Source organism: Streptomyces formicae, assembly GCF_002556545.1.
GTDB classification, from domain to species: domain Bacteria; phylum Actinomycetota; class Actinomycetes; order Streptomycetales; family Streptomycetaceae; genus Streptomyces; species Streptomyces formicae_A.
Genome location: NZ_CP022685.1, coordinates 9,114,800 through 9,137,736, shown reverse-complemented (window position 1 = coordinate 9,137,736; position 22,937 = coordinate 9,114,800). Strand labels below are relative to the sequence as shown.

The window sequence follows — 22,937 nt, the reverse complement described above, 5'->3', positions numbered from 1 at the left end:
TTTACCGTCAATCTCATTGCAATGGACCCTCTAATTAGCATGCACAGAGCGGATTTCGTGCCCGATTTTCATTGCTGTCGCATAAAACGCAACGTAGCTTTCACCGCCAAGTGAAGGACTGCGACAAGGAGTCGACCGACGTGACGACGACGAGCGGTGAGACCGCGCTCAGGGTCGAAGGGCTGCGGATGCGCTACGGCACCCATGACGTGCTGCGCGAGGTGACGTTCCGGGCCCGCCACGGTGAAGTGCTCGCGCTGCTCGGGCCGAACGGAGCGGGCAAGAGCACCACGATCGAGATCCTGGAGGGCTTCCGTACGAGGTCGGCGGGGTGCGTCGAGGTGCTCGGCACGGACCCCGCCCACGGTGACGAACGGTGGCGGGCCCGGATCGGCGTCGTCCTGCAGTCCTGGCGCGATCACGGCAAGTGGCGGGTGCGCGAACTGCTCGCGCACCTGGGCACGTACTACGCCGGGTACTCCACGGAACTCATCCGCAGGCCCTGGGAGACGGACGCGTTGATCGAGGCGGTGGGCCTGACCGCGCACGCGGATCGGAAGATCAAGACCCTGTCGGGCGGCCAACGGCGCAGGCTGGACGTGGCGATCGGCATCGTGGGCCGTCCCGAGGTGCTCTTCCTCGACGAGCCGACGGCGGGCTTCGACCCGGCCGCACGCCATGAGTTCCACGGTCTCGTACGCCGCCTCGCCGACGTCCACGGGACCACGGTCCTGCTCACCACGCACGACCTGCACGAGGCCGAGAGGCTCGCCGATCGCATCGTGATCCTGGCGGCGGGCCGGATCGTCGCGGACGGTTCGGCGGACGAGCTCGCGCGCCGGACGGCGGGCGAGGACGAGGTGCGCTGGATGCGCGACGGGCGGCGCTTCGCGACGTCGACCACCGACTCGACGCGTTTCGCGCACGGCCTCTTCCGTGAGCACGGGGACGCGATCCGCGAACTGGAGGTCCGCAGGGCCTCGTTGGAGGACACCTACCTGGCGTGGGTGCGCGAGACGACGGAAGCGGCCCGATGACCCCGATGACTCCGCACCCGACCACCACGGCCCTGCGCGCGGGGTGGACGCGCGGCCGGGTCGAACTGATCCAGTCCTTCACCAATGGCGGGGACCTGCTCTCCCACTTCCTGTGGCCCGCCTTGATGCTGACCGTCATGTACTTCATGCGGGACTCGGCCTTCGGGTCCCAGGGCCTCCTCCTCGGCACCCTGGCCCTGCCGAGCATCCTGGGCATGAACACGGCCATGGGCATGCTCAGCATGAGCCAGGTCCTCACCGCCGAACGCGAGGACGGCACGCTGCTGCGCGCCAAAGCGACTCCGCACGGCATGCGGGGGTACTTCGTCGGCAAGGTCATCACCGTGTCCTGCGGCCTCGCCGCCGACCTCGCGATCTTCCTGGTGCCCGCGCTGTTCCTCATCGAGGGACTGTCCGTCGCCGACGCGGGCTCGTGGCTGACGCTGGCCTGGGTGCTCGCGCTGGGCATGCTGGCGACGCTGCCGTTCGGCGCGGTGCTGGGTTCGGTCTTCACCAGTACCCGGGCCCAGGGCATCATCCAACTGCCGGTCCTCGGCCTCATAGCGATCTCCGGCATCTTCTATCCGGTCACCGCGCTCCCCGACTGGCTGCAATCCGTCGCGCAGGTGTTCCCCATCTACTGGCTCGGCCTGGGCATGCGGGCCGCGCTCCTCCCCGACAGCGCGGTCACGGTCGAGATCGGCGACTCCTGGCGGCAGTGGGAAACGGTCGGCGTACTGGGCGCCTGGGCCGCTCTCGGCTTCGCCCTCGCGCCGCTGGTCTTGCGGCGGGCGGCCCGCCGGGAGTCGGGGTCGAGCGTGGCCCAGCGGCGCGAGAAGGCGATGCGGCGGGTGGGGTGAGGGGGCTGTCGGTGCGGGCGTAGGCTCGCTCGCATGTCTGTCTACGAAGAAGAAATCGGCGCTCTGCGGGGCGGCTCCGCCGATCTGCGCCAGTTCGACGGCAAGGCCGTCCTCATCGTCAACGTGGCCTCCAAGTGCGGGCTCACCCCGCAGTACGCGGGTCTTGAGCGGCTGCACGAGCAGTACGCGGCGCGTGGGTTCAGCGTCCTCGGGGTGCCGTGCAACCAGTTCATGGGGCAGGAGCCGGGTACGTCCGAGGAGATCGCCGAGTTCTGTTCGGCGACGTACGGCGTGACCTTCCCCATGACCGAGAAGGTCGATGTCAACGGGGACGGCAGGCACGCGCTGTACGAGCGGTTGGTCGACACCGCGGACGCCGAGGGGCACACCGGGGACATCCGCTGGAACTTCGAGAAGTTCCTCGTGGACGGCTCCGGCGCGGTCGTCGCCCGCTTCGGGCCGCGTACCGAGCCGGACGCCCCCGAGGTCGTCGCCGCGATCGAGAAGGTCCTTCCGGCCTGACCGACGCCCCGCAGCGGCCGCCGCGCCGCGGGTCGTGAGGCCCGCGGTCCGGTCGCCGCCGATTGACGGAGCGATACCTCCAGCCGGTCCAAGCCGATCTGCGGAGTCGGGAGCGCGCTCCTACGGTGGCTGAATGGTCATCAGGTACCTTCCGCGTTCCTCGTCCGTACGCACCGCGGCCCTCGCGATCGGGGCTCTGGTCCTCCTGTCGACTCCGGTCGCGGCAGCCGAGGTTCCCGCCGAACCGGCGCCGCCGCGGCCGCTTCCCGCGTACTCGTCCGCACTCCTCGACCGGCCCGGCGTCCAGGTGCGGCCCGGTCCCGGCGGCCCCTCGGTGCCGGATGGCGTCTCCGCGCTGTCGTGGCTGGTGGCCGACGCCCGAACCGGGGAAGTGCTCGCCGCACGGAACGCGCACCGCCCGCTGCCGCCCGCCTCCACGCTCAAGTCCCTCTTCGCGCTCACCGCGCTCCCCCACCTCGACGCCGACAAGAAGCACCTGGTCACCGAGCACGAGCTGGACCGCGTCGGCGAGGGCAGCAGCATGGTGGGCGTCGCGCCCGGCCGCCGCTACCGGGTGGCCGATCTGTGGCGGGGCGTCTTCCTCAGCTCCGGCAACGACGCCGTGCACGTCCTCGCCGGGCTCAACGGCGGCTGGCACAGGACCGTCGAGCAGATGCGCGCCAAGGCCCGCGAACTCGGGGCGAACGACACCCATGTGGTGTCGCCGGACGGCTACGACGCCGCCGGGCAGGTCTCGTCCGCGTACGACCTCGCGGTGTTCGGCAAGGCGGGGCTCGCGGATCCGGAGTTCGCCCGCTACTGCTCGACCCGCGTCGCCCCGTTCCCCGCGGGCGGCTGGTCGTACCCCATCCAGAACACCAACCGGCTCCTGACGGGCGCCGACGGCGTGGCGCCCTACCCCGGCGTGCTCGGCGTGAAGAACGGCTACACCAGCAACGCGGGTTCCACCCTGATCAGCGCGGCCCGGCGCGACGGGCGCACCCTCGTCGTGACGGTGATGAACCCTCAGGCGGGCGGCGGGCACGCCGTGTACGAGGAGGCCAGGTCGCTGCTCGACTGGGGCTTCGCGGCCGCCGGGCACGTACGGCCCGTGGGATCGCTGCTGCCCGCGGCCAAGGCGTCGGCGCGTACGGCACCCGGCCCGGCCCACGCCGCCGTCGCGCAGAGCGTCGTCGGCACACCGGACGAGGACTCCGACTGGCCCGCGGTCCTGCTGGTCGGCGCGGGCGCCGTCGCCGTGCTCGGTGGCATCGTGGTGGCCGTGCGGCGACGGGCTACGGTGGCCCGGCGCACGGACGCGGGCGTGGAGTTGACCGAGTAGGTGAGGGGGCGCCATGAGCGAGCCGCTGGGGGTGGCCGTGCTCGGCGCGGGGCACATGGGCGCCGACCACGTGCGCAGGATCGGTACGACGGTGGGCGGGGCCCGCGTGGTGGCGGTCGCCGACCCCGACACGGCGCGGGCCGAGGCGGCGGTGGCGGGCCGTGCCGGGGTGTCCGTGCACGGCGACGCGCTCGCCGCCCTTGCCGCGCCCGGCGTGGGGGCGGTCCTGGTGGCCTCCCCCGAGGCGGCGCACGAGGAGGTGCTGCTCGCGGCCTGCGCACGCGGCCTCCCGGTGCTCTGCGAGAAGCCCCTCACCCCTGATGCCGCCTCCTCGCTGAGGGTCGTGGAGGCGGAGGCGGGGCTGGGGCGCCGCCTGATACAGGTGGGGTTCATGCGCCGGTACGACGCCGAGTACGCCGACCTGAAGTCGCTGCTCGACTCCGGGCACCTCGGCAGGCCCCTGATGCTGCACTGCCAACACCGCAACGTCGCCTCTCCCCCGCACTTCACCTCGGCGATGCTGATCAGCAGCTCCGTGTCGCACGAGATCGACGCGGCCCGCTGGCTGCTCGGCCAGGAGATCACCGCGGTGACGGTGCTGCGCCCCACGCCGTCCGGCGACGCCCCGCGAGGGCTGCTCGACCCGCAGCTGGTGCTCTTGGAGACATCCGGCGGCGCCCTTGTCGACGTGGAGGTCTTCGTCAACTGCGGCTTCGGGTACGAGGTGAGGTGCGAGGCGGTCTGCGAACGCGGCAGCGCCCGGGTGGGCGAGGACCGCGCGATGACCGTCCGCGCCGCGGGCCGGGCGCGACAGGACATCGCGCAGGACTATGTGGTGCGGTTCGCCGACGCGTACGACCGCGAGGTACGCGCCTGGGTGGCCGCGGCCCGCACGGGCGGGGCGACGGGACCGAGCGCCTGGGACGGTTACGCGGCGGCCGCCGTCGCCGAGGCCGGGGTCCGCGCGCTGCGCGAGGGGGCGCGCGTCACGGTGGAGATGGCCGAGCGGCCCGCTCTGTACGGCTGAGCGCGGCGCGGACCGGCGGGCCGCCTCGTCAGGTGCGCCAGTAGCCGAGCGCGTGCACGTGGTGCTTCGGTACGGACAGTTCCTTGCGGACGTACGAGGCGAGGGCGCGGGTCGTCCTCGTGTCGCAGGTGATCCACACGTAGGCGTCCTCGGGGTCGCCGAGCAGCTCGGGAAGGGCCGCCTTCACCTCCTGGACGAGGTGCCCGCCGGAATCGCGCCGTTCGACGGTGCGCAGCTCGTGCAGCCCCGCGTCGAGCCGCAGGCCGAGTCGGTCGAGCTCGCCGTCGCTGTCGTGCTGGGTCTCGAACCAGATCGTCGCAGGGGTCTTGGGCAGCGCGGCCAGCAGGGACTTGACCGCGGGCAGTGCCGCGGGGTCGCCGATGACGAAGAGGCGGCCGGGCGCCGGGTCCGGCGGCTCGAAGCCGGTGCCCTGGACCGTCGCCTCGATCGTGTCCCCCGGCGCGGCCTCGCGGGCCCACTTGCTGGCGGCTCCGTCGTGCAGCGCGAACTCCAGGGTGAAGGTGCCCGCCTCCGGATCCGGGTCGACGAGGGTGTAGGCGCGCTGGTGCGGCTTGCCCCCGTCGTCGAACCAGAGGCGCACCCACATCGTGGGGTGTACGCCGGTCAGGGCGAGCATGCCGCCGTCCGTGACGTGGACGCGGCGGTAGTGCTCGGTGACCTCCTCGGTCGCCGTCACGGTGAACTCGAAGTCCTTGCCGCGGAACAGCTTGAGGACCACACCCTCCCAGCCATGCCCCACCGGACACCCCTCCCCTGAGCACGTCCCCGGCGACGCGCCAGGTGATCGTCTTAGGTGAGCCTAACCTAAGGCGAGCCGACTCAGACACCCCCGAGCAGCTTCGAGAGACCGAGGTCCAGATCGAGGTCCGCCACCTCGCCGCCCGCGGGCACCACGGCGTACGACCTGGCCAGGAAGCGACGCAGCACGATCTTGTCGAACTGCACGAGGGCGAGACCCTGCGGCGCGTGGAACTCCAGGACCGTGCGGGCCCTGCCGCACGGCCAGACGTGCACGTCGCCGGTGCCCGCGGGGGCGGTGAGGCCGTCCTCGAGGAGTTGGCGCGCGAAGATCCAGGTGACCTCGACGCCGTCGAGCGCCGCCTGCGAGGGGAAGGTCATCTGGACGGCGAGCGGGTCGGCCGCCGAGTAGCGCAGGACCACGGGCAATCCTCGCTCGCGGCCTTCGGGGGTGATGAGGCGGGCGCGGGCGGGCTGTTCGAGGGTGACGGCCATGATCGAGCTCCACTTCTGTGGTTCCGGTTCCCGAGGGTCCCCGCCGCGGCAGGAACCCTCGTACCCCTGATGACCCCGCTACCGGCCGGGTCATTACGGCAACGCGCCAAGAGATCCATGTGACCTGTGCCACTCGCCTCCATAAGTCCGACATTTGTCGCCTAGAGTTTCGAACTCGTCCGAACCCCCCGCAGTGGGAACGGGAGAGTGTCCTGCCATGACCGACGTCCCTGCCGACGTCCCCTCCGGCATATCCGCCGGAGCCACCGCCGACGCGGCGCCGTTCGTGTCCGAACCACCCTTCGCCTCGGAACCAACCGTCGCGCCCGTCCATGTGCCCGCCACAGCGCGGTACACACGTGTCTTCGAGGAACAACAGCCTCGTCTCGTCGCCTACGCGCGCTCCCTCACCGGCAACTCCTGGGTCGCCGACGACCTCGTCGCCGAGGCGCACTTCCGGGTGTGGCGGCGGCTGTCCGCGGGGCACGAGATCGAGAACGTACCGGCGTATCTGATGACGACGGTGCGGCACCTCGCCGCCACGGTGGGGCGCGGGGCCGCAGCGCGCGAGACGCCGCGCGATCCGCAGGCCCCCGAGTCCGTCGGGATCACCGGCGTCGTGGACTCGCCGTTCGGCACCTTCGACGCGATCGGCGCGGGCGACGCCGAGCAGGATCCCGCGGACCGTGTCTCCTCCGTCGACCTCCTGACGCGCGTGCTCGGCCAGCTGCCCGAGCGGTGGGTCAAGGCGCTGTGGCTCGCCGAGGCCGAGGGGCAGCCGCTCGACGCGATCGGGCGCCGCATCGGCGCCGGGCGCGGCGCCACGGCGGTGCTGCTCCACCGGGCCCGCGAGGGCATGCGGCAGGCGTTCCTGCGCGCGCACCTCGGCACACCGGAGAACCCCGCGTGCGAGACGCACTGGGACCGCATGCCGGGACACATCCGCGGCGAGGCGTCGCCCCGGCAGTCGGAGCGGCTCCTCGCCCACCTCGACGACTGCGCGGACTGCCGCACCCGGCTCGCGCTGCTGACCCGCGCCAACACCCGGCTGCCCGCGCTCGCGGGGCCCGCCCTCCTCGTCTTCGTCCTCGGCGGCTCGGGCACGTTCCTGCTGCCGCTCGCCGCGGGCTCCGCGGCGGGCACCGCCGCGGGTCACGGCGGTGGTCTGCTCCACGGCATACGACACGTCCTCACCGGCGGCGGCAAGATGTCCGTCGCGGCGGCGGGAGCGGTCGCCACGACGGTGGCAGGGGCTGCCGTCGCCGCGGGGCTCGTGCTCGCGGGATCCGACGAGCCCTCGGTGCCGCAGCAGCGGGTCGTCACGGCGGAGAGCGGGGTTCCGCAGCCGCCCGCGCCGCCGTGGCAGCAGGCTCCGGAGAAGGCGAAGCCTCAGCAGGACGCCGCGCCCAAGCCGGACGTGGGGCCCGGGCAGGCGCCCGGGAAGGCGTCCGGGCAGCAGCCGGCGGGGCCGCCCGCGCGGAGTTCCGATACGGAGAAGCAGAAGCCCGTGGAGACGCCGCAGCAGCCGCAGCGTCCCGCGGCTCCCCCGGCCGCGCAGGAACCGGACACTCAGGAACCGCCGACGCAGTCTCCGGCCACGCCGCCGGTCGAGACACCGTCACCCACAGCCACGGATCCGGCGCCGACCCCGACTCCGACGCCCACTCCAACCCCGACGCCAACCCCGACCCCGACGGATCCGACTCCCGTGGACCCGACCCCGGTCGAGCCGACGCCCGTTGATCCCACACCGGTCGACCCCACCCCTGTGGAGCCGACCCCCGTAGACCCCACCCCCGAGCCGCCCGTCTGCGAACCCTGGATCGGGCCGATCTACATCTGCCACCGCCCCTAGGGCGCGCGGACGTCCGCCCGTCAGGCGATCCGCTTGGCAAGCACCTGGCCCGGCCAGCGCTCCGACAGGAAGCGGTCGGTGGGGGTGAATCCGTTGCGCTCGGCGTGGGCCAGGAGTGCGGCGCCGATCCCGAGGCCCGTGCGGCGCCGGTCGGAGATCAGCAGCCGGACGTACAGCTCGGGCTCCCCGGCGGGCGGGATCGGGAGCTGCGCGCTGGGGCCGGAATCCAGCTCGCGTAAGCCGGGTGGCGCGGGTCGCGTCGAGCGGTACCTGAGTACGCGGTCGTCCCCCACTGTTCGGTGTTGCCCCGCGCGTTCATCCAGACCACCGCGGCGTCGAGCATGCCGAGGACGGCCGGTGCGTCGGCGAGGGTTCCCGGGCGGATCCGTACGGGCCGCGTGGTGTCGTTCACGGCGGCAGCCTAGTAAGCGGTTTGGAGTTTCCGCCGACACGGGTCCGCGCCCATGGTTCGGAACGCGCATTGCGGCGCGCGGGCCCGGGCGGATTGGGTTGCCGGAGTCAACACGGCGGCAAGCGGAGGACATCCATGCTCGACGGCTGCACGCCCTGGCCCGAGGAGTTCGTCGACCGCTACTGGGCGGTCGGGCACTGGCGCGGCAACACGCTGGACAATCTGCTGCGCGGCTGGGCCCTCGAGTACGGGCCCCGGACCGCGCTCGTGCACGGCGAGACCCGCCTCACCTACGCGAACCTGAACCGGCGCGTCGATCGCACGGCCGCCGGGTTCCGGCTGCGCGGGATACGGCCCGGGCAGCGGGTCGTCGTGCAGTTGCCGAACGTCCCCGAGTTCGTCGTCACCGTCTTCGCGCTGATGCGGGTCGGCGCGATCCCCGTGTTCTGCCCGGTGTCGCACCGCGCGTCCGAGGTGTCGCCGCTCGTGCGGATCACCCAGGCCGTCGGCTACGTCGGCCCCTCGACGTACCGAGGGTTCGACCACACGGCGATGGCCGCGGAGATCGCGGCCGAAGGGCCTTTCCTGCGGCGGGTGTTCACCTACGAGGCGCCGGGCACCGCGTCCCCGTACGGCGGCATGACGGCCGACGCGTCGAGCTGCCACTACTTCCCGCTGTCCGCCATCGACGCCCCGCCCGACCGCGCGGTCGCGCAGCGTGCCGACGAGGTGGCGTTCTTCCTTCTCGCCGAGGGCGTCACCGGCGCGGAGCCCAGGCTCGTGCCGCGCACCCACAACGACTACGTCTACCAGGTGCGGGCCGCCGCCGATGAGGTGTCACTCACCGGGGACGACGTGTACCTCGCCGCGCTGCCCGCCGAGTCCCACTTCGCCTTCGGCTGCCCGGGCATCGTCGGCACCCTCTCCGTCGGCGGCACCGTCGTCCTGGCCGAGAACGCCGAACCCGCCCTGTGTCTGCCGGTCATCGAGGAGGAACAGGTCACCGTCACGTCGGTGACGCCCTCCGACGCGCGGCGCTGGCTCGACGGACTCCCCACGGTCCGGGCCGACTTGAGCAGTCTGCGGCTCGTGCAGATCGTTGGCGGATCCCTGCCGCGTACGACCGCCGAACGGATCGGACCCGAGTGGGGCTGCCGTCCGCAGCAGGTGTTCGGCATGCCCGAGGGGCCGCTCGTCCTCACCCGTCCCACCGATCCGGACGAGACCGTGCTCACCACGCACGGGCGCCCGCTCTCGCCCGACGACGAGATCCGCCTCGTCGACGCCGACGGCGGCAACGTACCCGACGGGGAGTCCGGCGAACTCCTGGCCCGTGGCCCGTACATCCCGCGCGGCTACTACCGGGCGTCCGACCACGACGCGCGCGCCTACACCGCCGACGGTTTCTTCCGCACCGGCGCACTCGCGCGCCGCACCCCGGACGGCGACCTGGTGGTGACGGGCCGCCGCACGGACACGGCCTGAGGCAGGTCAGGCCGCGGGGTAGAGGCGCGCGGTGTCGGCCGGGGCCGCGGCGCGGGCCACGGTCGCGGGCACGGGGCCGCCGGTGCGGACGACACCCGCGCCCTGCGTACGGGTCCGCGCGAAGACGACGAGGCGCAGGACCGCGAACCGCGCGACACCGGCGAGTGCGGAGGCCGAGAGGTAGACGACCTGTTCGAGCACCGCACCGGGCGATGCCACCACCTGCTGGAGCACCAGCATGGCCACGCAGGTGACCACGTACGCGGCCGCCGCAGATCCGGCCGACTGCGCGTGCTGGCGCCAGGTCGCGCGCCCACCCTCACCGAAGGTGAAGCGGGCGTGCAGTTCGGTGGCGAGCAGCGTGGAGACCGCGGTGATCAGGGCGTTGGCCAGAGCCCAGGGAAGCCAGGAGGCGAGTCCCGCCACGGCGAAGCTGGAGGCGAGGCCCACGCCGCCGCCGCAGAGCACGAAGCGGGCGAACGCGACGAAGGCGCCGGGTGCCGCCTGCTGCCGACTCTCTGCTGTCTCCATGATCCGCCCCTTTGATGACTCGCCCCACGAAACGCGCACCCCGCCCAGTACGGACGGGGTGCGCTGTACGTGCATCACCATGGCACACGAGTGGTGCCACTGTGGAGCCATTTATGGCGCCAGCTTGGAAACCGGTGGCGCCACCGCGCTCTCAGTTCATCAGGTCCGGCGCGAAGTAGTCCCGCAGCCGGGCGATCCTCCCGTCCCTGATCCGGAAGATCTGCACGAGCGAGACGGTCACGTCCTCCCCATCGCCCTCTCCGTCGAAGACCGTGTCGATCTCGACGATGAACACGTCGGGGTCCTCGGTGACGTGCAGCACGTACCCGGACTTCTCGAGGTTCGGCCTACGGTGGTCGCCCGCCTGCCGCGCGTAGTACGCCGCCATCTCCGTACGGATCTGTTCGCGGCCCACCAACCGTGCGGGGAAGGCCGATGCGGCGGACAGGAGCGGCGCTTCGAAAACGCCGTCCTCGGTGAACTGTTCGGCGAACGCGTCGGCATCGTGGGACAGGGTTCCCACGTAGACGCAACGCTCGAAGATCTCCTGTGGCGTTCTGGGCATGACTGCCTCCGGAGGTGAATTTTGCCAACACTTGGCCCCGATAGGGTGACTCCCCGAAAGATCACCTATTCCAAGGGGAAAGCTGTGCCCGCATCGCGACTCAGTCGTACGCCGCTCCCAGGCATCGGCATACGTTACGACCTGACGACCCGTGAACAACGCCGTCTCTCCGTGGTCGCGCACCGGGACGGCGCCCGCACGCTGAGCGCCTACCGGTCCGACGACCCGGACGAGTGCGCGCTGTCCCTGAAGCTGAGTTCGGGCGAGGCGGACGCGCTCATCGACGCGCTGATGCCCTCGCACCACAGCCCGAACCTGCTGCACACCACCGACCTGGGCCTGGTCGCCGAGCGCGTCCTGCTCTCGGCCACCTCGCACTGGAACGGGCGACAGCTCGGCGAGACCAAGATGCGGACCGAGACCGGCGTCTCGATCGTGGCCGTGCTGCGCAGGGCCGACGCCATTCCGTCGCCGACCCCCGACTTCCGCCTGGCGGGTGGCGACACCCTCATCGTCATCGGCACGCGCGAAGGCGTGGAGACGGCCGCGACGATACTCGGGCGGGAGTGATCGCGTGCATTCCGCTGTCTTCCTGATCGAGTTCGGTGCGATCATCCTGGCGCTCGGTCTCCTCGGCCGGTTCGCGGGGCGTTTCCAGTTCTCGCCCATTCCGCTGTACCTGCTCGCCGGGCTCGCGTTCGGCGAGGGCGGGCTCCTTCCGCTCGGCGCGAGCGAGGAGTTCGTCGCCATCGGCGCCGAGATCGGCGTCATCCTGCTGCTCTTGATGCTGGGCCTCGAATACACGGCCAACGACCTCGTCAGCAATCTCAAGACGCAGTACCCGGCCGGTCTGGTCGACTGCACGCTGAACGCCCTGCCCGGCGCGATCGCCGCGCTGCTCATGGGCTGGGGCCCGGTGGCCGCCGTCGTCCTCGCGGGCGTCACCTGGATCTCGTCCTCGGGCGTCATCGCCAAGGTCCTGAACGACCTCGGGCGGGTCGGCAACCGCGAGACGCCGGTCATCCTCAGCATCCTCGTGCTCGAAGACCTGGCGATGGCGATCTACCTGCCCATCATCACGGCGCTGCTCGCCGGAGTCGGCCTCGCCGCGGGCAGCCTCACGCTCGCCATCGCCCTCGGCGCCGCGGGCCTCGTCCTCTTCCTCGCGGTGCGGTACGGGCGGCTCATCTCCCGGTTCGTCTCCAGTGACGACCCCGAGAAGCTGCTCCTGGTGGTACTTGGTCTGACCATCCTGGTCGCGGGCATCGCCCAGCAGCTCCAGGTCTCCGCGGCCGTCGGCGCGTTCCTCGTCGGCATCGCGCTCTCCGGAGAGGTCGCCGAGGGCGCGCACTCGCTGCTCTCGCCGCTGCGCGACCTGTTCGCCGCGGTGTTCTTCGTCTTCTTCGGACTGCACACCGATCCGGCGAGCATTCCGCCGGTGCTGCTCCCCGCGCTCGCCCTGGCCGTCGTCACGGCGCTCACGAAGATCGCGACCGGTTACTGGGCGGCCCGCCGTGCACAGGTGTCCGTCAAGGGCCGGTGGCGGGCGGGCGGCGCGCTCGTGGCGCGCGGCGAGTTCTCCATCGTCATCGCGGGCCTCGCGGTCGCGGCGGGCATCGAGCCGTCGCTCGGCCCGCTGGCCACCGCGTACGTGCTGATCCTGGTGATCGTCGGTCCGCTGACCGCCCGCTACACCCAGCCCATCGCGGCCTTCGTGAGCGACGCGCTCGCGCGGCGGCGTGCGCCCGTGGCCGCCGGTGCCGGTACTGATGCCGGTACCGAGGCCGCCGGGGCGCAGCTGCCGGGTCCCCGGGAGCCCGTCGAGAACCTCGACGGGCAGGACGCGCGCGACCGCTCGTAGGTCGACCGACGGCCGCGCCGGGCGGTGCAGCTCGGTACACACCGGGCAACTTCGGGACTCGCCGCCCGGCGCCGCCCGCCCTGCTGGCACGATGCTCCCCATGACCTCAGGTCCCGTGTTCCGCCTCGCACGAGCCGCCGTGTTCGCGGCCGTGTGCGTGGTGGTCACGGCGCTGGGTCACACGCTCATGTCCGGGGCCGCGCTGCCCTGGTGGGCGGTCGGGTACGCGTTCGCGGCCACGGCCGCGGCCGCGTGGTGGCTGACCGGGCGCGAACGGGGCGCGCCGACAGTCGTCTCCGCCACGGTCGTGGCGCAGCTGGCCCTGCACGAACTGTTCGGCTTCGCGCAGCGGCTCGGCACGGCGCCCGGTGCGACCGGCGGCGACGGCATGGCTCACATGAACCACATGAACCATGCGATGGGGATGTCGTCCGGGTCCGGGGCCGGGGCCGCCTCCGGGCCCGACGCCGGTGAGTGGATCATGTCGCTCTTCGGCCACAGCGCCTTCGGCATGTTCCTCGCCCACGTCGTCGCCGCCCTGCTCTGCGCCCTGTGGCTGTGGCGCGGCGAGGCCGCCGCGTTCCGGACGGGACGGGCGCTCGCCGCGGCCCTGTTCGTGCCGCTCCGCCTCGTCCTGCGGATCCTCGTCGCGGCCCTGCCCCCTGCCCCGCCGCGCGTCGGGGCGCTCGTACCCGTGCCCCGGCTGCGCGGGGTCCTCCTTCAGTACGCCGTCTCCCGCAGAGGTCCACCGGTCCTTCCGGTCAGTTCCTGATACCGCCCGCGCCCCTCGGTGCCGGGCGGATTTTCGGCGTCCGCGCACACCGGGGCAATGGTCCCCGGCAGGCTGCGCCGCGTCGCTTCCGAACTCCCTTCACCGAAGGACCTCTTGCGATGACTGCTGCCCTTTTGCGACCCCCGACCGGTGCGCCCGGCGGGGACCTGACCCGCGACGACCTCATCACCCAGTGGGCGCTCGCCGCCCGCGACGGCGACGCCGAGGCGTTCGAACGGTTCGTGCGGGCCACCCGGCGCGACGTCTGGCGTTTCGTGGCACACCTCAGCGGTGACCTGCACGGCGCGGACGACCTGACCCAGGAGACGTATCTGCGGGCCCTGACCTCCCTGCCCGGCTACGCGGCGCGGTCCGGTGCCCGCACCTGGCTGCTCGCCATCGCGCGCCGCACCGTCGCCGACCGGTTCCGGCGGGCGGCGGCGCGGCCGCGGATCGCCGACACCGGTGACTGGCAGGCGGCCGCCGAGCGGGCACAGCCGCGTGGGCTGCCCGGTTTCGAGGAGGGCGTGGCCCTGCTCGACCTGCTGTCCGGGCTCGACGCGCCGCGCCGTGAGGCGTTCGTGCTCACCCAGCTCGCAGGGCTGCCGTACGCGGACGCCGCGGCGGCCGTCGGCTGCCCGGTGGGCACCGTGCGCTCCCGGGTGGCGCGTGCGCGGGAGCGCGTGAGCGAGTTGCTGCTCGCCGCGGACCGCGCCGCCTGACGGAGGGGGCCGCGCACTGCTCGGAGGCCCCGGTCGCGGCCTCCGAGCAGTGCGTTTAGCGTGGTGCGGGGGTGTCTGGAGGTCACCATGGACCGCTCGTCCGTACCCGCCTCGGAGCCCGTTCGCCCCGGTGCCGGGTCCGTTCGCGACGCCGGGGCACCGGGTTCCGTGCCGTACGCGGGAGGCGGCCGCCACGAGCACCGCTGGCTGATCCTCGCCGTGATCGGCATCGCCCAGCTCATGGTGGTGCTCGACGCGACGATCGTGAACATCGCGCTGCCTTCGGCCCAGCGGGACCTGGGGTTCAGCGACGGCAACCGGCAGTGGATCGTCACCGCGTACGCGCTCGCCTTCGGTTCGCTGCTGCTGCTCGGCGGGCGGATCGCCGACCTGGTGGGGCGCAAGATCGTGTTCCTGGCCGGGCTCGCCGGTTTCGCCCTCGCCTCCGCGCTCGGCGGCGCGGCCAACAGCTTCTCCATGCTGGTGGCGGCCCGCGCGCTCCAGGGCGTGTTCGGCGCGCTGCTCGCCCCCGCCGCACTCTCGCTGCTCACCACGACGTTCACGGACCCGCGGGAGCGTGCCAAGGCCTTCGGCATCTACGGCGCCATCGCGGGCGCGGGCGGCGCGGTGGGGCTGCTGCTCGGCGGTGTGCTGACCGAGTACCTGGACTGGCGCTGGTGCCTGTACGTGAACCTCGCCTTCGCCGTCGTCGCGATGGTCGGCGGCGCCCGCCTGCTGCACGCGGGCGCTCCCCCGGACCGGCCCGAACTCGACGTGCCCGGCACGCTCCTGGTCTCCGCCGGTCTCTTCTGCATCGTCTACGGCTTCTCCAACGCCGAGACCCACGAGTGGGGCGACGCGCAGACGTGGGGGTTCCTGGTCATCGGCGCCGTGCTGCTCGTCGCGTTCGCCTGGTGGCAGACGCGGGCGACGCATCCGCTGCTTCCGCTGCGGGTCGTGCTCGACCGGGACCGGGGGGCCTCGTTCCTCGCCATGTTCATCTCGGGCGCGGGCATGTTCGGTGTCTTCCTGTTCCTGACGTACTACCTCCAGCAGATCCTCGAGTACACGCCGATCAAGACCGGTCTCGCCTTCCTGCCGATGGTCGCGGTGATGGTGGTGGCCTCGGTGGTGACCACCAACAACCTGCTGCCGAAGATGGGGGCGCGGCCGATCGTCCCGCTGGGCATGGGGCTCTCGGCGGCCGGCATGGCCTGGCTCACCGCGCTCGACACGACCAGCGGTTACGCCGCGCACGTGCTGCCGCCCCTGCTGGTCGCCGGGCTCGGCCTCGGCCTGATCTTCGCCCCCGCGATGAGCATGGCCACGGCGGGAGTCGCCGCGCACGACGCCGGGGTGGCCTCCGCGATGGTCAACACCAGCCAGCAGGTGGGCGGTTCGATCGGCACGGCGCTCCTGAACACCCTCGCCACCACGGCCGCCTCCAACTATCTGGTCGGCAAGAAGCCGACGCCCGAGGTGCGGGCACAGGCGGCGATGCACTCGTACTCGACGGCGTACTGGTGGTCGGCCCTCTTCTTCGCCGTCGGTCTTGTCGTTACGGTCGTCCTCTATCGCAGGGGCGCCCCGGTCGCGACGGACGCGGGCGGCGGCGCGGTCCACCTGTAGGGCGGGAGTGACTCATGGCCCCGGTCTCCGCGGGCGAGGACGGAATCGCGCTCGCTTCGGCGCGCGGCCGCTGGGTGCTCGCGTGCGCGGTTCTCGCCTCGGGCATGGCGATGCTCGACGGGACGGTGGTCAACGTCGCCCTGCCGACGCTCGGCAAGGACCTGGACGCCTCGATCTCGGCCCTGCAGTGGGTGGTCAACGCCTACATGCTGACGCTGTCGGCGCTGCTGCTGCTCGGTGGCGCGCTCGGCGACCGTGTCGGGCGGCGCCGCACGCTGATCGTGGGCGTGGTGTGGTTCGCGCTCGCCTCCGCGCTGTGCGGGCTCGCGCAGAACGCCGGAACGCTGATCGCGGCGCGGGCGCTCCAGGGCGTCGGGGGCGCGCTCCTGACCCCTGGTTCGCTGGCGCTCGTGCGCTCCTCGTACCGGCCCGACGACCAGGCCAAGGCGGTGGGCGCCTGGTCGGGGCTCGGCGGTGTGGCGGGCGCGATCGGGCCTTTCCTGGGCGGCTGGCTGATCGACGGTCCGGGGTGGCGGTGGATCTTCCTCATCAACGTGCCGCTCGCCGCGCTGGTCCTCGTCGCGGTGCGGCACGTGCCGGAGAGCCGCGACGAGGCGGCGTCGGCGCGGCCCTTCGACGTGCCGGGCGCGTGCCTGGCCGCGCTGTTCCTGGCGGGCGTCAGCTTCGCGCTGATCGGCGCGTCCGGTGACGCGTCGGCGGCGGGCATGGTGCTCCCCGGAGTGCTCGGTCTCGCCGCGGGCGCCGCCTTCGTCGCGGTCGAGCGGCGCAGGCGCGACCCGATGCTGCCCCTCACCCTGTTCCGCTCGCGTCTGTTCACCGCGGCCAACGTGATGACGCTGTGCCTGTACGCGGCGATCGGCGGCATCCTCTTCCTGCTGCCGGTGCAGTTGCAGACCACGCTCGGCTACGACGCGTTGCAGGCGGGCACGGCGACGCTGCCGATCACCGTCCTGATGCTGCTGCTCTCCGCGTACTCCGGTGACCTGGCCCGGCGCGTCGGCCCGCGTCTGCCGCTGATGGCAGGACCGCTGGTGGCGGCCACCGGTGTCCTGCTGATGCTGCGGATCAGGCCCGGTGCTTCGTACGTCACCGATGTGCTGCCCGCGGTGGTCGTGCTCGGCCTCGGCATGAGCCTGTTCGTGGCGCCGCTCACCGCGACCGTGCTCGCCTCGGTGGACGCGAGCCGCGCGGGTCTCGCGTCCGGCGTCAACAACACCGCGGCGCGCATCGCGCAGTTGCTCGTCGTCGCCGGTCTGCCGCTCGCGGTGGGCCTGTCCGGCACGGCGTACGCGGATCCTGACGCGCTGAACACCGCCTTCGGCAAGGCGGCGGTGATGTGCGCGGCGCTGTTCGTCCTCGCGGCGGTCGCGGCGGCGGTGTTCGTCAGGCCGAGCCCGGCCGCCTGGCACGAGGAGCGGGGGAACGAGCCGCAGTGCAGGACGTGCCTCGGCGTGAACGCGCCGCCGCTGGAGCCGGGGTCCGCTCCTCCCGGCTAGGACGTCACCTGTCGACGAGCCCTGTTCGGTCGAGCTTCGTGGCCGGCGATGAGTTTCCCCGCCTGCCTCCGTCTTACCTCGTGAACGTCCCATCGAAGGTTCCCGGACAGGCGGTATACGTGATGGACGAGCAGTTCACCGCAACCCTGCGGAAGAGCCCGAACAAGGGCGGCTGGACCTACGTCGTGTGGCCACAGTCGGCCGAGTTCTTCGGCACCCGCGGCCTGGTGAAGGTCAGAGGCACGATCGACGGTCATCCGTTCCAGAGTTCGTTCATGGCCCTGGGGGACGGGACGCACAAGCTGCCGGTGAAGGCGGACGTGCGCAAGGCGATCGGCAAGGAGGAAGGGGACACTGTGACCGTCCGGCTGCGGGAGCGAGTCGACGCCTGACGCCTGGCACGATCGCTCTGCCCGGCGTTAGGCAACTCCTGCCTCCCGTACGAACAAGGTGACCGACACGCTCGCCTCGAAGCCGTTGCGCCGCATCAGCGCGGCGGACGCGGTGTTGCGGGACTCGACGTCCGTCACGACGGCGCTCGCGCCCGCCTCGGTGAGCGACGCGACGCAGGCCTTCACCAGGCGGCTCGCGACGCCCTGGCCCTGGTAGTCGGGGGCGCTCGCGATCCACTCCAGGTTGCCCCAGTCGGCGCGCTGGTCGAACCCCATCGAGCCGAGCACGAACCCGGCGAGCCGCTCCCCGTCCACGGCCACCCAGCAGGCGGACGCCTCGCCGTCCATGTGCCCGGCGATCGCCGAGAGCGACCAGGACGTGTAGGGCTTCACGCTCGTGTCGTAGACCTGGCGGCCCAGCGCGAGGACGTCGGCCAGATGGGTGGCGGTCATCGGTTCGAGTCCGATCTCTGGGCGCGATGACGCTGCGGGCGTGGACATGGGGCCTCCGAGGGGGGCGGGCGCGGCGCCAGGCCGCGCCTTGGGCGCACTTCACGCTATGAGCCGGTGGCGGGTGGCGCACGCCGGGCCGGATCCGGTGGGGGTGGCGGCGTACGCCCCGGTCGGAGCGGCGACGTACGGCGCGCTCGGCCGAACGGCGCACAACTCCCGCCCCGTGAGCGACTGTTGATCATCGCACCGGGACGGGAGGCCCTCCCGCAGCCCTTATCGTGGAGCGCATGTCCGTTCCCGAGCTCATCCGCATCGTCTCCCGCTCCTCCCCCATGGCACTCGCCCAGGTGGAGCGCGTCCGTACCGAACTCGCCGCGCTGCATCCCGGCATCCGCACCGAGGTCGTGCCGGTCACCACCTCCGGGGACCGCTGGATGGGCGACCTGGCGCGGCTCGGCGGCAAGGGGGCGTTCACCAAGGAGGTCGACGCCGCGCTCCTCGCCGGCGAGGCGGACCTCGCGGTGCACTGCGTGAAGGACGTACCGGCGGACCGGCCGCTGCCCGCGGGCACCACGTTCGCCGCGTTCCTCAAGCGGGACGACATCCGCGACGCGCTCATCCACCCCGAGGGGCTCACGCTCGACGAGCTGCCCGCGGGCACCCGCATCGGCACGTCCTCGGTCCGTCGCGTCGCCCAACTCGCCGCATCCCACCCGAAGTTGGAGTGCGTGCCGATGCGCGGTAACGCGGGCCGCAGGCTGGCGAAGCTCGCCGCGGGCGACGCCGACGCGCTCCTGCTCGCCCAGTCGGGTCTCGATCGCATCGGCCGTCCCGAGCTGGCCAGCGAGATCCTCTCGGTGGAGACGATGTGCCCGCCGATCGGCGCGGGGATCCTCGCGTTGCAGTGCCGCGAGGAGGACACGACCACGATCGACGCGGTGTCGGGCCTCGGCGACCGGGACGCGTGGCGGGAGGCGACGGCGGAGCGGATGTTCCTGCACGTGCTGCAAGGGCACTGCAATTCGCCGATCGCCGGGTACGCGCGTGCCGAGCGGGGCGGCGATCTGTCGCTGCGCGCCTGCGTGTTCACCCCGGACGGCAAGACGGTCCTGAACGCGCAGGAGTGGGCGGGTCCGCTCGATCCCACCACCCTGGGCATGTCCGTCGCGGTCGCGTTGCTGCGCCAGGGCGCCAGGGAACTGATCGACGGCATCGCGCACTGACGGCGGGGGCCGTGCTCGGTCCCCGCCGGGGCGGTGGCGTCAGACGTGGTGCGGGAGGCGCTTGGCGCGGCGGCGGATCTGGAAGGCGGTGATGATCTCGGCGACACCGACCGCGATCAGCATGCAGCCGCCGAGCACGGTGAGGACCGCCACCGAGTCGAAGGGCGAGACGATCAGGACGCAGCCCGCGATCAGGCTCACGATGCCGGTGACGGCCTGCCAGCCACGGGCGGGCATGTCCGGGTCCGAGACCGCGGCGATGGTCAGCGTGATGCCCCTGAAGAGCCAGCCGATGCCGATCCACAGGGCGAGCAGCAGGATCGACTGCATCGCGCCGCGGAAGCAGAACAGGCCGAGCAGGATGCCCAGGGCGCCGCTGATGAAGGCGAGCACCCGCATCGGGCCCGAGACATGGGTGCCGAACGCGGCGACGATCGTGAAGATTCCGCTGACCAGCAGATACGCGCCGAAGAAGGCGCCCGCGACCAGCAGTGTCGCGCCGGGCCAGACCAGCGCGAGGATGCCGAGGACCAGCGCGAGCACGCCCGAGACGAGCACGTACTGCCAGGCGCCGCGGACCAGGGCGTTCAGCGGTCCGCTCGGTCCGCTGGGCCCGCGCGGGGTGGTCGGAGTGGGTGGAGTGGCTGTGTCCATGTGTCCAGGCTGGTCGGCGCCGCCGGGGCGACAACCCGGGGCGCGGGCCGAAAGGGGCACGGCGGGGGCGGCCGGGGCCCGGGCACACGGCCCGTCGCCCGCCGGGCGCCCTGCGGCCGACCGGGTGACGGGCGCCCACGACGGCGGGCCGGGAAGCCGCGGCGACGCGCGTTCCGGGGCACGGAGCCAGCTACCCCGTTTCATGGCCACATGCACCTTTTGCGGTAATGCGGTGGGCTTGTTTTAGTGAGGATGACCGGCCGGGCACGACTGCTGCCTCCGGACGACGGTCTGCCCCGCACGACGACCTGCCCCACACCTGGACGGCGACGCGACCATGACGATGTCCTCCTTCGGATCCCTCGGCGGCCCCGACCCCTTCTCCGAGCTGCTCAACCGCTTCTTCGGCACGTCCCCCGCCTCCTCACCGCCACAGGTACAGCGGGTGCCGATCGGACGGCTGCTCACGGACTCGGCGCGGGAGTTGATCGGCCTGGCCACCACGCGCGCCGCCGACGACGGCAGCGCGGACCTCGACACCGAGCACCTGCTGTGGGCGGCGACCCAGGTCGATCCGGCCAGGAGTCTGCTCGCCCAGGCGGGCGCGGATCCGGACCAACTGGGCAAGGCGATCGCCGATGCCCTGCCGGGGGCGAGCGAAGTGCCGTCAGCGGAACCGCGGTTGACCCCCGCCGCGAAGCGCGTACTGATGGCCGCCTTCGAGCGCTCCCAGGCGGCCGGGGTGTCCTACATCGGCCCCGAGCACATCCTCGCCGCGCTCCTCGGCACACCGGACTCCGGCGCCGCGAGGACGCTCGCCTCGCAGGGCGTGGACGCGGACCGCCTGGGACACGGCACGGAGGCGGCCACGCGGGCGGAGGGCACACCGAGCGGTGGCACGAGTGACACGCCGACCCTGGACGAGTACGGCAGGGACCTCACCGAGGAGGCGAAGGCGGGCAGGCTCGACCCGGTGGTCGGCAGGGCCGAGGAGATCGAGCAGACCGTGGAGATCCTCTCCCGGCGCTCCAAGAACAACCCCGTACTGATCGGCGAGCCGGGCGTCGGCAAGACCGCGATCGTCGAGGGCCTGGCCCAGCGCATCGTGGCGGGCGAGGTGCCCAAGACCTTGGAGGGCAAGCGTGTCATCGCGCTCGACCTGTCGGGGCTCGTGGCGGGCGCGCAGTACCGGGGCCAGTTCGAGGAGCGTCTGAAGAAGGTCATCGACGAGGTCAAGCAGGCATCCGAGTCGACGGTGCTCTTCATCGACGAGCTGCACACCGTGGTCGGCGCGGGCGCGTCGGGCGAGGGGGCGATGGACGCGGGCAACATGCTCAAACCCGCCCTCGCCCGAGGGGAGTTGCACGTCGTGGGGGCGACCACCATCGACGAGTACCGCAAGTACATCGAGAAGGACGCCGCCCTGGAGCGCCGCTTCCAGCCGGTGCTCATCCCCGAGCCCAGCGTCACGGAGACCGTGCAGATCCTCGAAGGGCTGCGGGACTCCTACGAGGCCCACCACCAGGTCCGCTATGCCGACGGCGCCCTCACCGCCGCGGCCGAGCTGTCGGACCGCTACGTCTCCGACCGGTTCCTGCCGGACAAGGCCATCGACCTGATGGACCAGGCGGGCGCGCGCGTCCGCCTGAAGTCGCTCGGCAAGTCCGGTGCGGTCATCGAGCGCGAGGACCGCATCGCCAAGCTGCGGCGCGAGAAGGACGAGGCGGTCGGCGCCGAGGACTTCGAGAAGGCGTCCGACATCAAGAAGCGGATCGCGACGGCCGAGAGCGAGCTCGCCGGGGTCGAGGAGCGGCGCGAGGGCGTGATGGAGGTGACCGCCCTCGACATCGCCGAGATCCTGTCCCGGCGCACCGGCATCCCGGTCGCGCAGATGACCGCGAGCGAGAAGGAGAAGCTCCTCAAACTGGAGGACGCGCTGCACGCCCGGGTGGTGGGGCAGGACGAGGCGGTCACCGCGATCTCCCAGGCGGTGCGCCGCAACCGTGCGGGCATGGGCGACCCCGACCGCCCCGTCGGCTCCTTCCTCTTCCTCGGTCCGACCGGCGTCGGCAAGACCGAACTCGCCAAGGCGCTCGCGGAGTTGCTGTTCGGGGACGAGGGCCGCATGGTCCGCTTCGACATGGGCGAGTTCCAGGAGAAGCACACCGTCTCCCGGCTGATCGGCGCGCCGCCCGGATACGTGGGGCACGAGGAGGCCGGGCAGCTCACCGAGAAGGTGCGCAGGCAGCCGTACAGCGTGCTGCTCTTCGACGAGGTGGAGAAGGCCCACCCGGACGTCTTCAACACCCTGCTCCAGGTGCTCGACGACGGGCGGCTCACCGACGCACAGGGCCGTACGGTCGACTTCCGCAACTGCGTGATCGTGATGACCTCGAACATCGGCGCCCAGCGCATCCTCGCGCACCAGGGCGACGTCTCGGAGATCGAGGACGACCTCAAGGCCGATCTGCGGGGCTACTTCACCCCGGAGTTCCTCAACCGCATCGACGAGACCATCATCTTCCACGGCCTGGCCGAGGAAGATCTGACCCGCATTCTCGACCTGCTCCTCGAGCAGTCCGAACGCCGGGTGCGCGCCCAGGGGTTGGAGCTGGAGGTCACCGAGGCGGCCAAGAAGCTGCTCGTCGCGCACGGGCACCAGCCGGAGTTCGGGGCGCGCCCCCTGCGTCGTACGATCCAGACCGAACTGGACAACAGACTGGCCGAGTTGATCCTGCTGGGCGAGGCGGAGCTGGGTGACACCATCGTCGCGGACGTCAAGGACGACGCCCTCGTCTGTTCCATCGAGCACGCGGCGAGCTGA

At 72.2% G+C, this 22,937-nt stretch carries 22 protein-coding genes and 1 pseudogene; 16 read left to right on the top strand and 7 right to left on the bottom strand.

Features of this window, described 5'->3' with window-relative positions; genetic code table 11:
- Positions 1 to 188 precede the first annotated feature (188 nt).
- The 5 genes from KY5_RS39375 to KY5_RS39355 all read left to right on the top strand — a co-directional run bounded on the left by KY5_RS39375 (position 189) and on the right by KY5_RS39355 (position 4,788).
- On the top strand, positions 189 to 1,037 hold the full coding sequence (locus KY5_RS39375; protein WP_098247792.1) for an ABC transporter ATP-binding protein: 849 nt from the start codon (positions 189 to 191) through the stop codon (positions 1,035 to 1,037).
- Positions 1,034 to 1,897, top strand: coding sequence for an ABC transporter permease (locus KY5_RS39370; protein WP_234363087.1), 864 nt, complete (start codon positions 1,034 to 1,036; stop codon positions 1,895 to 1,897). The genes KY5_RS39375 and KY5_RS39370 overlap by 4 nt, the downstream gene beginning before the upstream one ends.
- A gap of 33 nt (positions 1,898 to 1,930) precedes the next feature.
- Positions 1,931 to 2,419, top strand: a complete 489-nt coding sequence (locus KY5_RS39365) for a glutathione peroxidase (protein WP_098246681.1) — start codon at positions 1,931 to 1,933, stop codon at positions 2,417 to 2,419.
- Between the two features lie 133 nt (positions 2,420 to 2,552).
- Complete coding sequence (locus KY5_RS39360) at positions 2,553 to 3,761, top strand: D-alanyl-D-alanine carboxypeptidase family protein (RefSeq protein ID WP_098246680.1); 1,209 nt, start codon at positions 2,553 to 2,555, stop codon at positions 3,759 to 3,761.
- A 13-nt stretch (positions 3,762 to 3,774) separates the two neighbouring features.
- Positions 3,775 to 4,788, top strand: a complete 1,014-nt coding sequence (locus KY5_RS39355) for a Gfo/Idh/MocA family protein (protein WP_098246679.1) — start codon at positions 3,775 to 3,777, stop codon at positions 4,786 to 4,788.
- Between the two features lie 28 nt (positions 4,789 to 4,816).
- On the opposite strand, the gene KY5_RS39350 is transcribed toward KY5_RS39355, so the two are convergent.
- Positions 4,817 to 5,548 carry a siderophore-interacting protein gene (locus tag KY5_RS39350; RefSeq protein WP_098246678.1) on the bottom strand — a complete coding sequence of 244 codons (732 nt, stop codon included), beginning with the start codon at positions 5,546 to 5,548 and terminating at the stop codon, positions 4,817 to 4,819.
- A gap of 80 nt (positions 5,549 to 5,628) precedes the next feature.
- Positions 5,629 to 6,042, bottom strand: a complete 414-nt coding sequence (locus KY5_RS39345; RefSeq protein ID WP_098246677.1) for an SsgA family sporulation/cell division regulator — start codon at positions 6,040 to 6,042, stop codon at positions 5,629 to 5,631.
- Between the two features lie 217 nt (positions 6,043 to 6,259).
- Here KY5_RS39345 and KY5_RS39340 point away from each other — a divergent pair, with 217 nt between their 5' ends.
- Positions 6,260 to 7,897, top strand: a complete 1,638-nt coding sequence (locus tag KY5_RS39340) for a sigma factor (RefSeq protein ID WP_098246676.1) — start codon at positions 6,260 to 6,262, stop codon at positions 7,895 to 7,897.
- A gap of 20 nt (positions 7,898 to 7,917) precedes the next feature.
- Here KY5_RS39340 and KY5_RS39335 read toward each other — a convergent pair.
- A pseudogene (locus KY5_RS39335) lies at positions 7,918 to 8,309 on the bottom strand (GNAT family N-acetyltransferase).
- Positions 8,310 to 8,444: 135 nt separating this feature from the next.
- On the opposite strand from KY5_RS39335, the gene KY5_RS39330 reads away from it, so the two are divergent.
- Positions 8,445 to 9,794, top strand: coding sequence for a (2,3-dihydroxybenzoyl)adenylate synthase (locus KY5_RS39330; RefSeq protein WP_098246675.1), 1,350 nt, complete (start codon positions 8,445 to 8,447; stop codon positions 9,792 to 9,794).
- 6 nt (positions 9,795 to 9,800) lie between these two features.
- On the opposite strand, the gene KY5_RS39325 is transcribed toward KY5_RS39330, so the two are convergent.
- Together KY5_RS39325 and KY5_RS39320 are read right to left on the bottom strand one after the other, a co-directional pair.
- Complete coding sequence (locus KY5_RS39325; RefSeq protein WP_098246674.1) at positions 9,801 to 10,325, bottom strand: hypothetical protein; 525 nt, start codon at positions 10,323 to 10,325, stop codon at positions 9,801 to 9,803.
- A 151-nt stretch (positions 10,326 to 10,476) separates the two neighbouring features.
- Positions 10,477 to 10,890: a nuclear transport factor 2 family protein gene (locus KY5_RS39320; RefSeq protein WP_098246673.1), complete on the bottom strand. Its 414-nt coding sequence runs from the start codon at positions 10,888 to 10,890 to the stop codon at positions 10,477 to 10,479.
- A gap of 84 nt (positions 10,891 to 10,974) precedes the next feature.
- Between KY5_RS39320 and KY5_RS39315 the strand changes: the two genes are divergently transcribed.
- The 7 genes from KY5_RS39315 to KY5_RS39285 all read left to right on the top strand — a co-directional run bounded on the left by KY5_RS39315 (position 10,975) and on the right by KY5_RS39285 (position 17,783).
- Positions 10,975 to 11,460: a cation:proton antiporter regulatory subunit gene (locus KY5_RS39315; RefSeq protein ID WP_098246672.1), complete on the top strand. Its 486-nt coding sequence runs from the start codon at positions 10,975 to 10,977 to the stop codon at positions 11,458 to 11,460.
- A gap of 4 nt (positions 11,461 to 11,464) precedes the next feature.
- Positions 11,465 to 12,751 (top strand): cation:proton antiporter, encoded by a 1,287-nt coding sequence (locus KY5_RS39310; protein WP_098246671.1) that lies wholly within the window; start codon positions 11,465 to 11,467, stop codon positions 12,749 to 12,751.
- A 100-nt stretch (positions 12,752 to 12,851) separates the two neighbouring features.
- Complete coding sequence (locus KY5_RS39305; protein ID WP_098246670.1) at positions 12,852 to 13,523, top strand: hypothetical protein; 672 nt, start codon at positions 12,852 to 12,854, stop codon at positions 13,521 to 13,523.
- Positions 13,524 to 13,642: 119 nt separating this feature from the next.
- Complete coding sequence (locus KY5_RS39300) at positions 13,643 to 14,245, top strand: sigma-70 family RNA polymerase sigma factor (RefSeq protein WP_098246669.1); 603 nt, start codon at positions 13,643 to 13,645, stop codon at positions 14,243 to 14,245.
- Between the two features lie 87 nt (positions 14,246 to 14,332).
- Entirely contained in the window at positions 14,333 to 15,874 is a 1,542-nt protein-coding gene (locus KY5_RS39295) for an MFS transporter (protein ID WP_098246668.1), read from the top strand.
- Between the two features lie 14 nt (positions 15,875 to 15,888).
- Entirely contained in the window at positions 15,889 to 17,391 is a 1,503-nt protein-coding gene (locus KY5_RS39290; protein ID WP_098246667.1) for an MFS transporter, read from the top strand.
- A 122-nt stretch (positions 17,392 to 17,513) separates the two neighbouring features.
- Positions 17,514 to 17,783 (top strand): DUF1905 domain-containing protein, encoded by a 270-nt coding sequence (locus KY5_RS39285; protein ID WP_098246666.1) that lies wholly within the window; start codon positions 17,514 to 17,516, stop codon positions 17,781 to 17,783.
- A gap of 27 nt (positions 17,784 to 17,810) precedes the next feature.
- Here the strand turns inward: KY5_RS39285 and KY5_RS39280 are convergent, their stop codons facing one another.
- On the bottom strand, positions 17,811 to 18,284 hold the full coding sequence (locus KY5_RS39280; protein WP_098246665.1) for a GNAT family N-acetyltransferase: 474 nt from the start codon (positions 18,282 to 18,284) through the stop codon (positions 17,811 to 17,813).
- A 239-nt stretch (positions 18,285 to 18,523) separates the two neighbouring features.
- Between KY5_RS39280 and hemC the strand changes: the two genes are divergently transcribed.
- Positions 18,524 to 19,459 (top strand): hydroxymethylbilane synthase, encoded by a 936-nt coding sequence (hemC, locus tag KY5_RS39275; protein ID WP_098246664.1) that lies wholly within the window; start codon positions 18,524 to 18,526, stop codon positions 19,457 to 19,459.
- 39 nt (positions 19,460 to 19,498) lie between these two features.
- On the opposite strand, the gene KY5_RS39270 is transcribed toward hemC, so the two are convergent.
- A complete protein-coding gene (locus tag KY5_RS39270) occupies positions 19,499 to 20,113 on the bottom strand; it encodes an HdeD family acid-resistance protein (RefSeq protein WP_098246663.1) in 615 nt (204 codons plus the stop codon).
- A gap of 337 nt (positions 20,114 to 20,450) precedes the next feature.
- On the opposite strand from KY5_RS39270, the gene KY5_RS39265 reads away from it, so the two are divergent.
- The gene (locus tag KY5_RS39265; RefSeq protein WP_098246662.1) at positions 20,451 to 22,937 is read left to right on the top strand and encodes an ATP-dependent Clp protease ATP-binding subunit; all 2,487 of its coding nucleotides are present in this window, start codon (positions 20,451 to 20,453) and stop codon (positions 22,935 to 22,937) included.

Bases quoted from the DNA above. Each gene is read 5' to 3' on its own strand.
- KY5_RS39375 (WP_098247792.1), top strand. From the start codon at position 189: ATGCGCTACGGCACCCATGACGTGCTGCGCGAGGTGACGTTCCGGGCC.
- KY5_RS39370 (WP_234363087.1), top strand. From the start codon at position 1,034: ATGACCCCGATGACTCCGCACCCGACCACCACGGCCCTGCGCGCGGGG.
- KY5_RS39365 (WP_098246681.1), top strand. From the start codon at position 1,931: ATGTCTGTCTACGAAGAAGAAATCGGCGCTCTGCGGGGCGGCTCCGCC.
- KY5_RS39360 (WP_098246680.1), top strand. From the start codon at position 2,553: ATGGTCATCAGGTACCTTCCGCGTTCCTCGTCCGTACGCACCGCGGCC.
- KY5_RS39355 (WP_098246679.1), top strand. From the start codon at position 3,775: ATGAGCGAGCCGCTGGGGGTGGCCGTGCTCGGCGCGGGGCACATGGGC.
- KY5_RS39345 (WP_098246677.1), bottom strand. From the start codon at position 6,042: ATGGCCGTCACCCTCGAACAGCCCGCCCGCGCCCGCCTCATCACCCCC.
- KY5_RS39340 (WP_098246676.1), top strand. From the start codon at position 6,260: ATGACCGACGTCCCTGCCGACGTCCCCTCCGGCATATCCGCCGGAGCC.
- KY5_RS39330 (WP_098246675.1), top strand. From the start codon at position 8,445: ATGCTCGACGGCTGCACGCCCTGGCCCGAGGAGTTCGTCGACCGCTAC.
- KY5_RS39325 (WP_098246674.1), bottom strand. From the start codon at position 10,325: ATGGAGACAGCAGAGAGTCGGCAGCAGGCGGCACCCGGCGCCTTCGTC.
- KY5_RS39320 (WP_098246673.1), bottom strand. From the start codon at position 10,890: ATGCCCAGAACGCCACAGGAGATCTTCGAGCGTTGCGTCTACGTGGGA.
- KY5_RS39305 (WP_098246670.1), top strand. From the start codon at position 12,852: ATGACCTCAGGTCCCGTGTTCCGCCTCGCACGAGCCGCCGTGTTCGCG.
- KY5_RS39300 (WP_098246669.1), top strand. From the start codon at position 13,643: ATGACTGCTGCCCTTTTGCGACCCCCGACCGGTGCGCCCGGCGGGGAC.
- KY5_RS39295 (WP_098246668.1), top strand. From the start codon at position 14,333: ATGGACCGCTCGTCCGTACCCGCCTCGGAGCCCGTTCGCCCCGGTGCC.
- KY5_RS39290 (WP_098246667.1), top strand. From the start codon at position 15,889: ATGGCCCCGGTCTCCGCGGGCGAGGACGGAATCGCGCTCGCTTCGGCG.
- KY5_RS39285 (WP_098246666.1), top strand. From the start codon at position 17,514: ATGGACGAGCAGTTCACCGCAACCCTGCGGAAGAGCCCGAACAAGGGC.
- KY5_RS39280 (WP_098246665.1), bottom strand. From the start codon at position 18,284: ATGTCCACGCCCGCAGCGTCATCGCGCCCAGAGATCGGACTCGAACCG.
- hemC (WP_098246664.1), top strand. From the start codon at position 18,524: ATGTCCGTTCCCGAGCTCATCCGCATCGTCTCCCGCTCCTCCCCCATG.
- KY5_RS39270 (WP_098246663.1), bottom strand. From the start codon at position 20,113: ATGGACACAGCCACTCCACCCACTCCGACCACCCCGCGCGGGCCCAGC.
- KY5_RS39265 (WP_098246662.1), top strand. From the start codon at position 20,451: ATGACGATGTCCTCCTTCGGATCCCTCGGCGGCCCCGACCCCTTCTCC.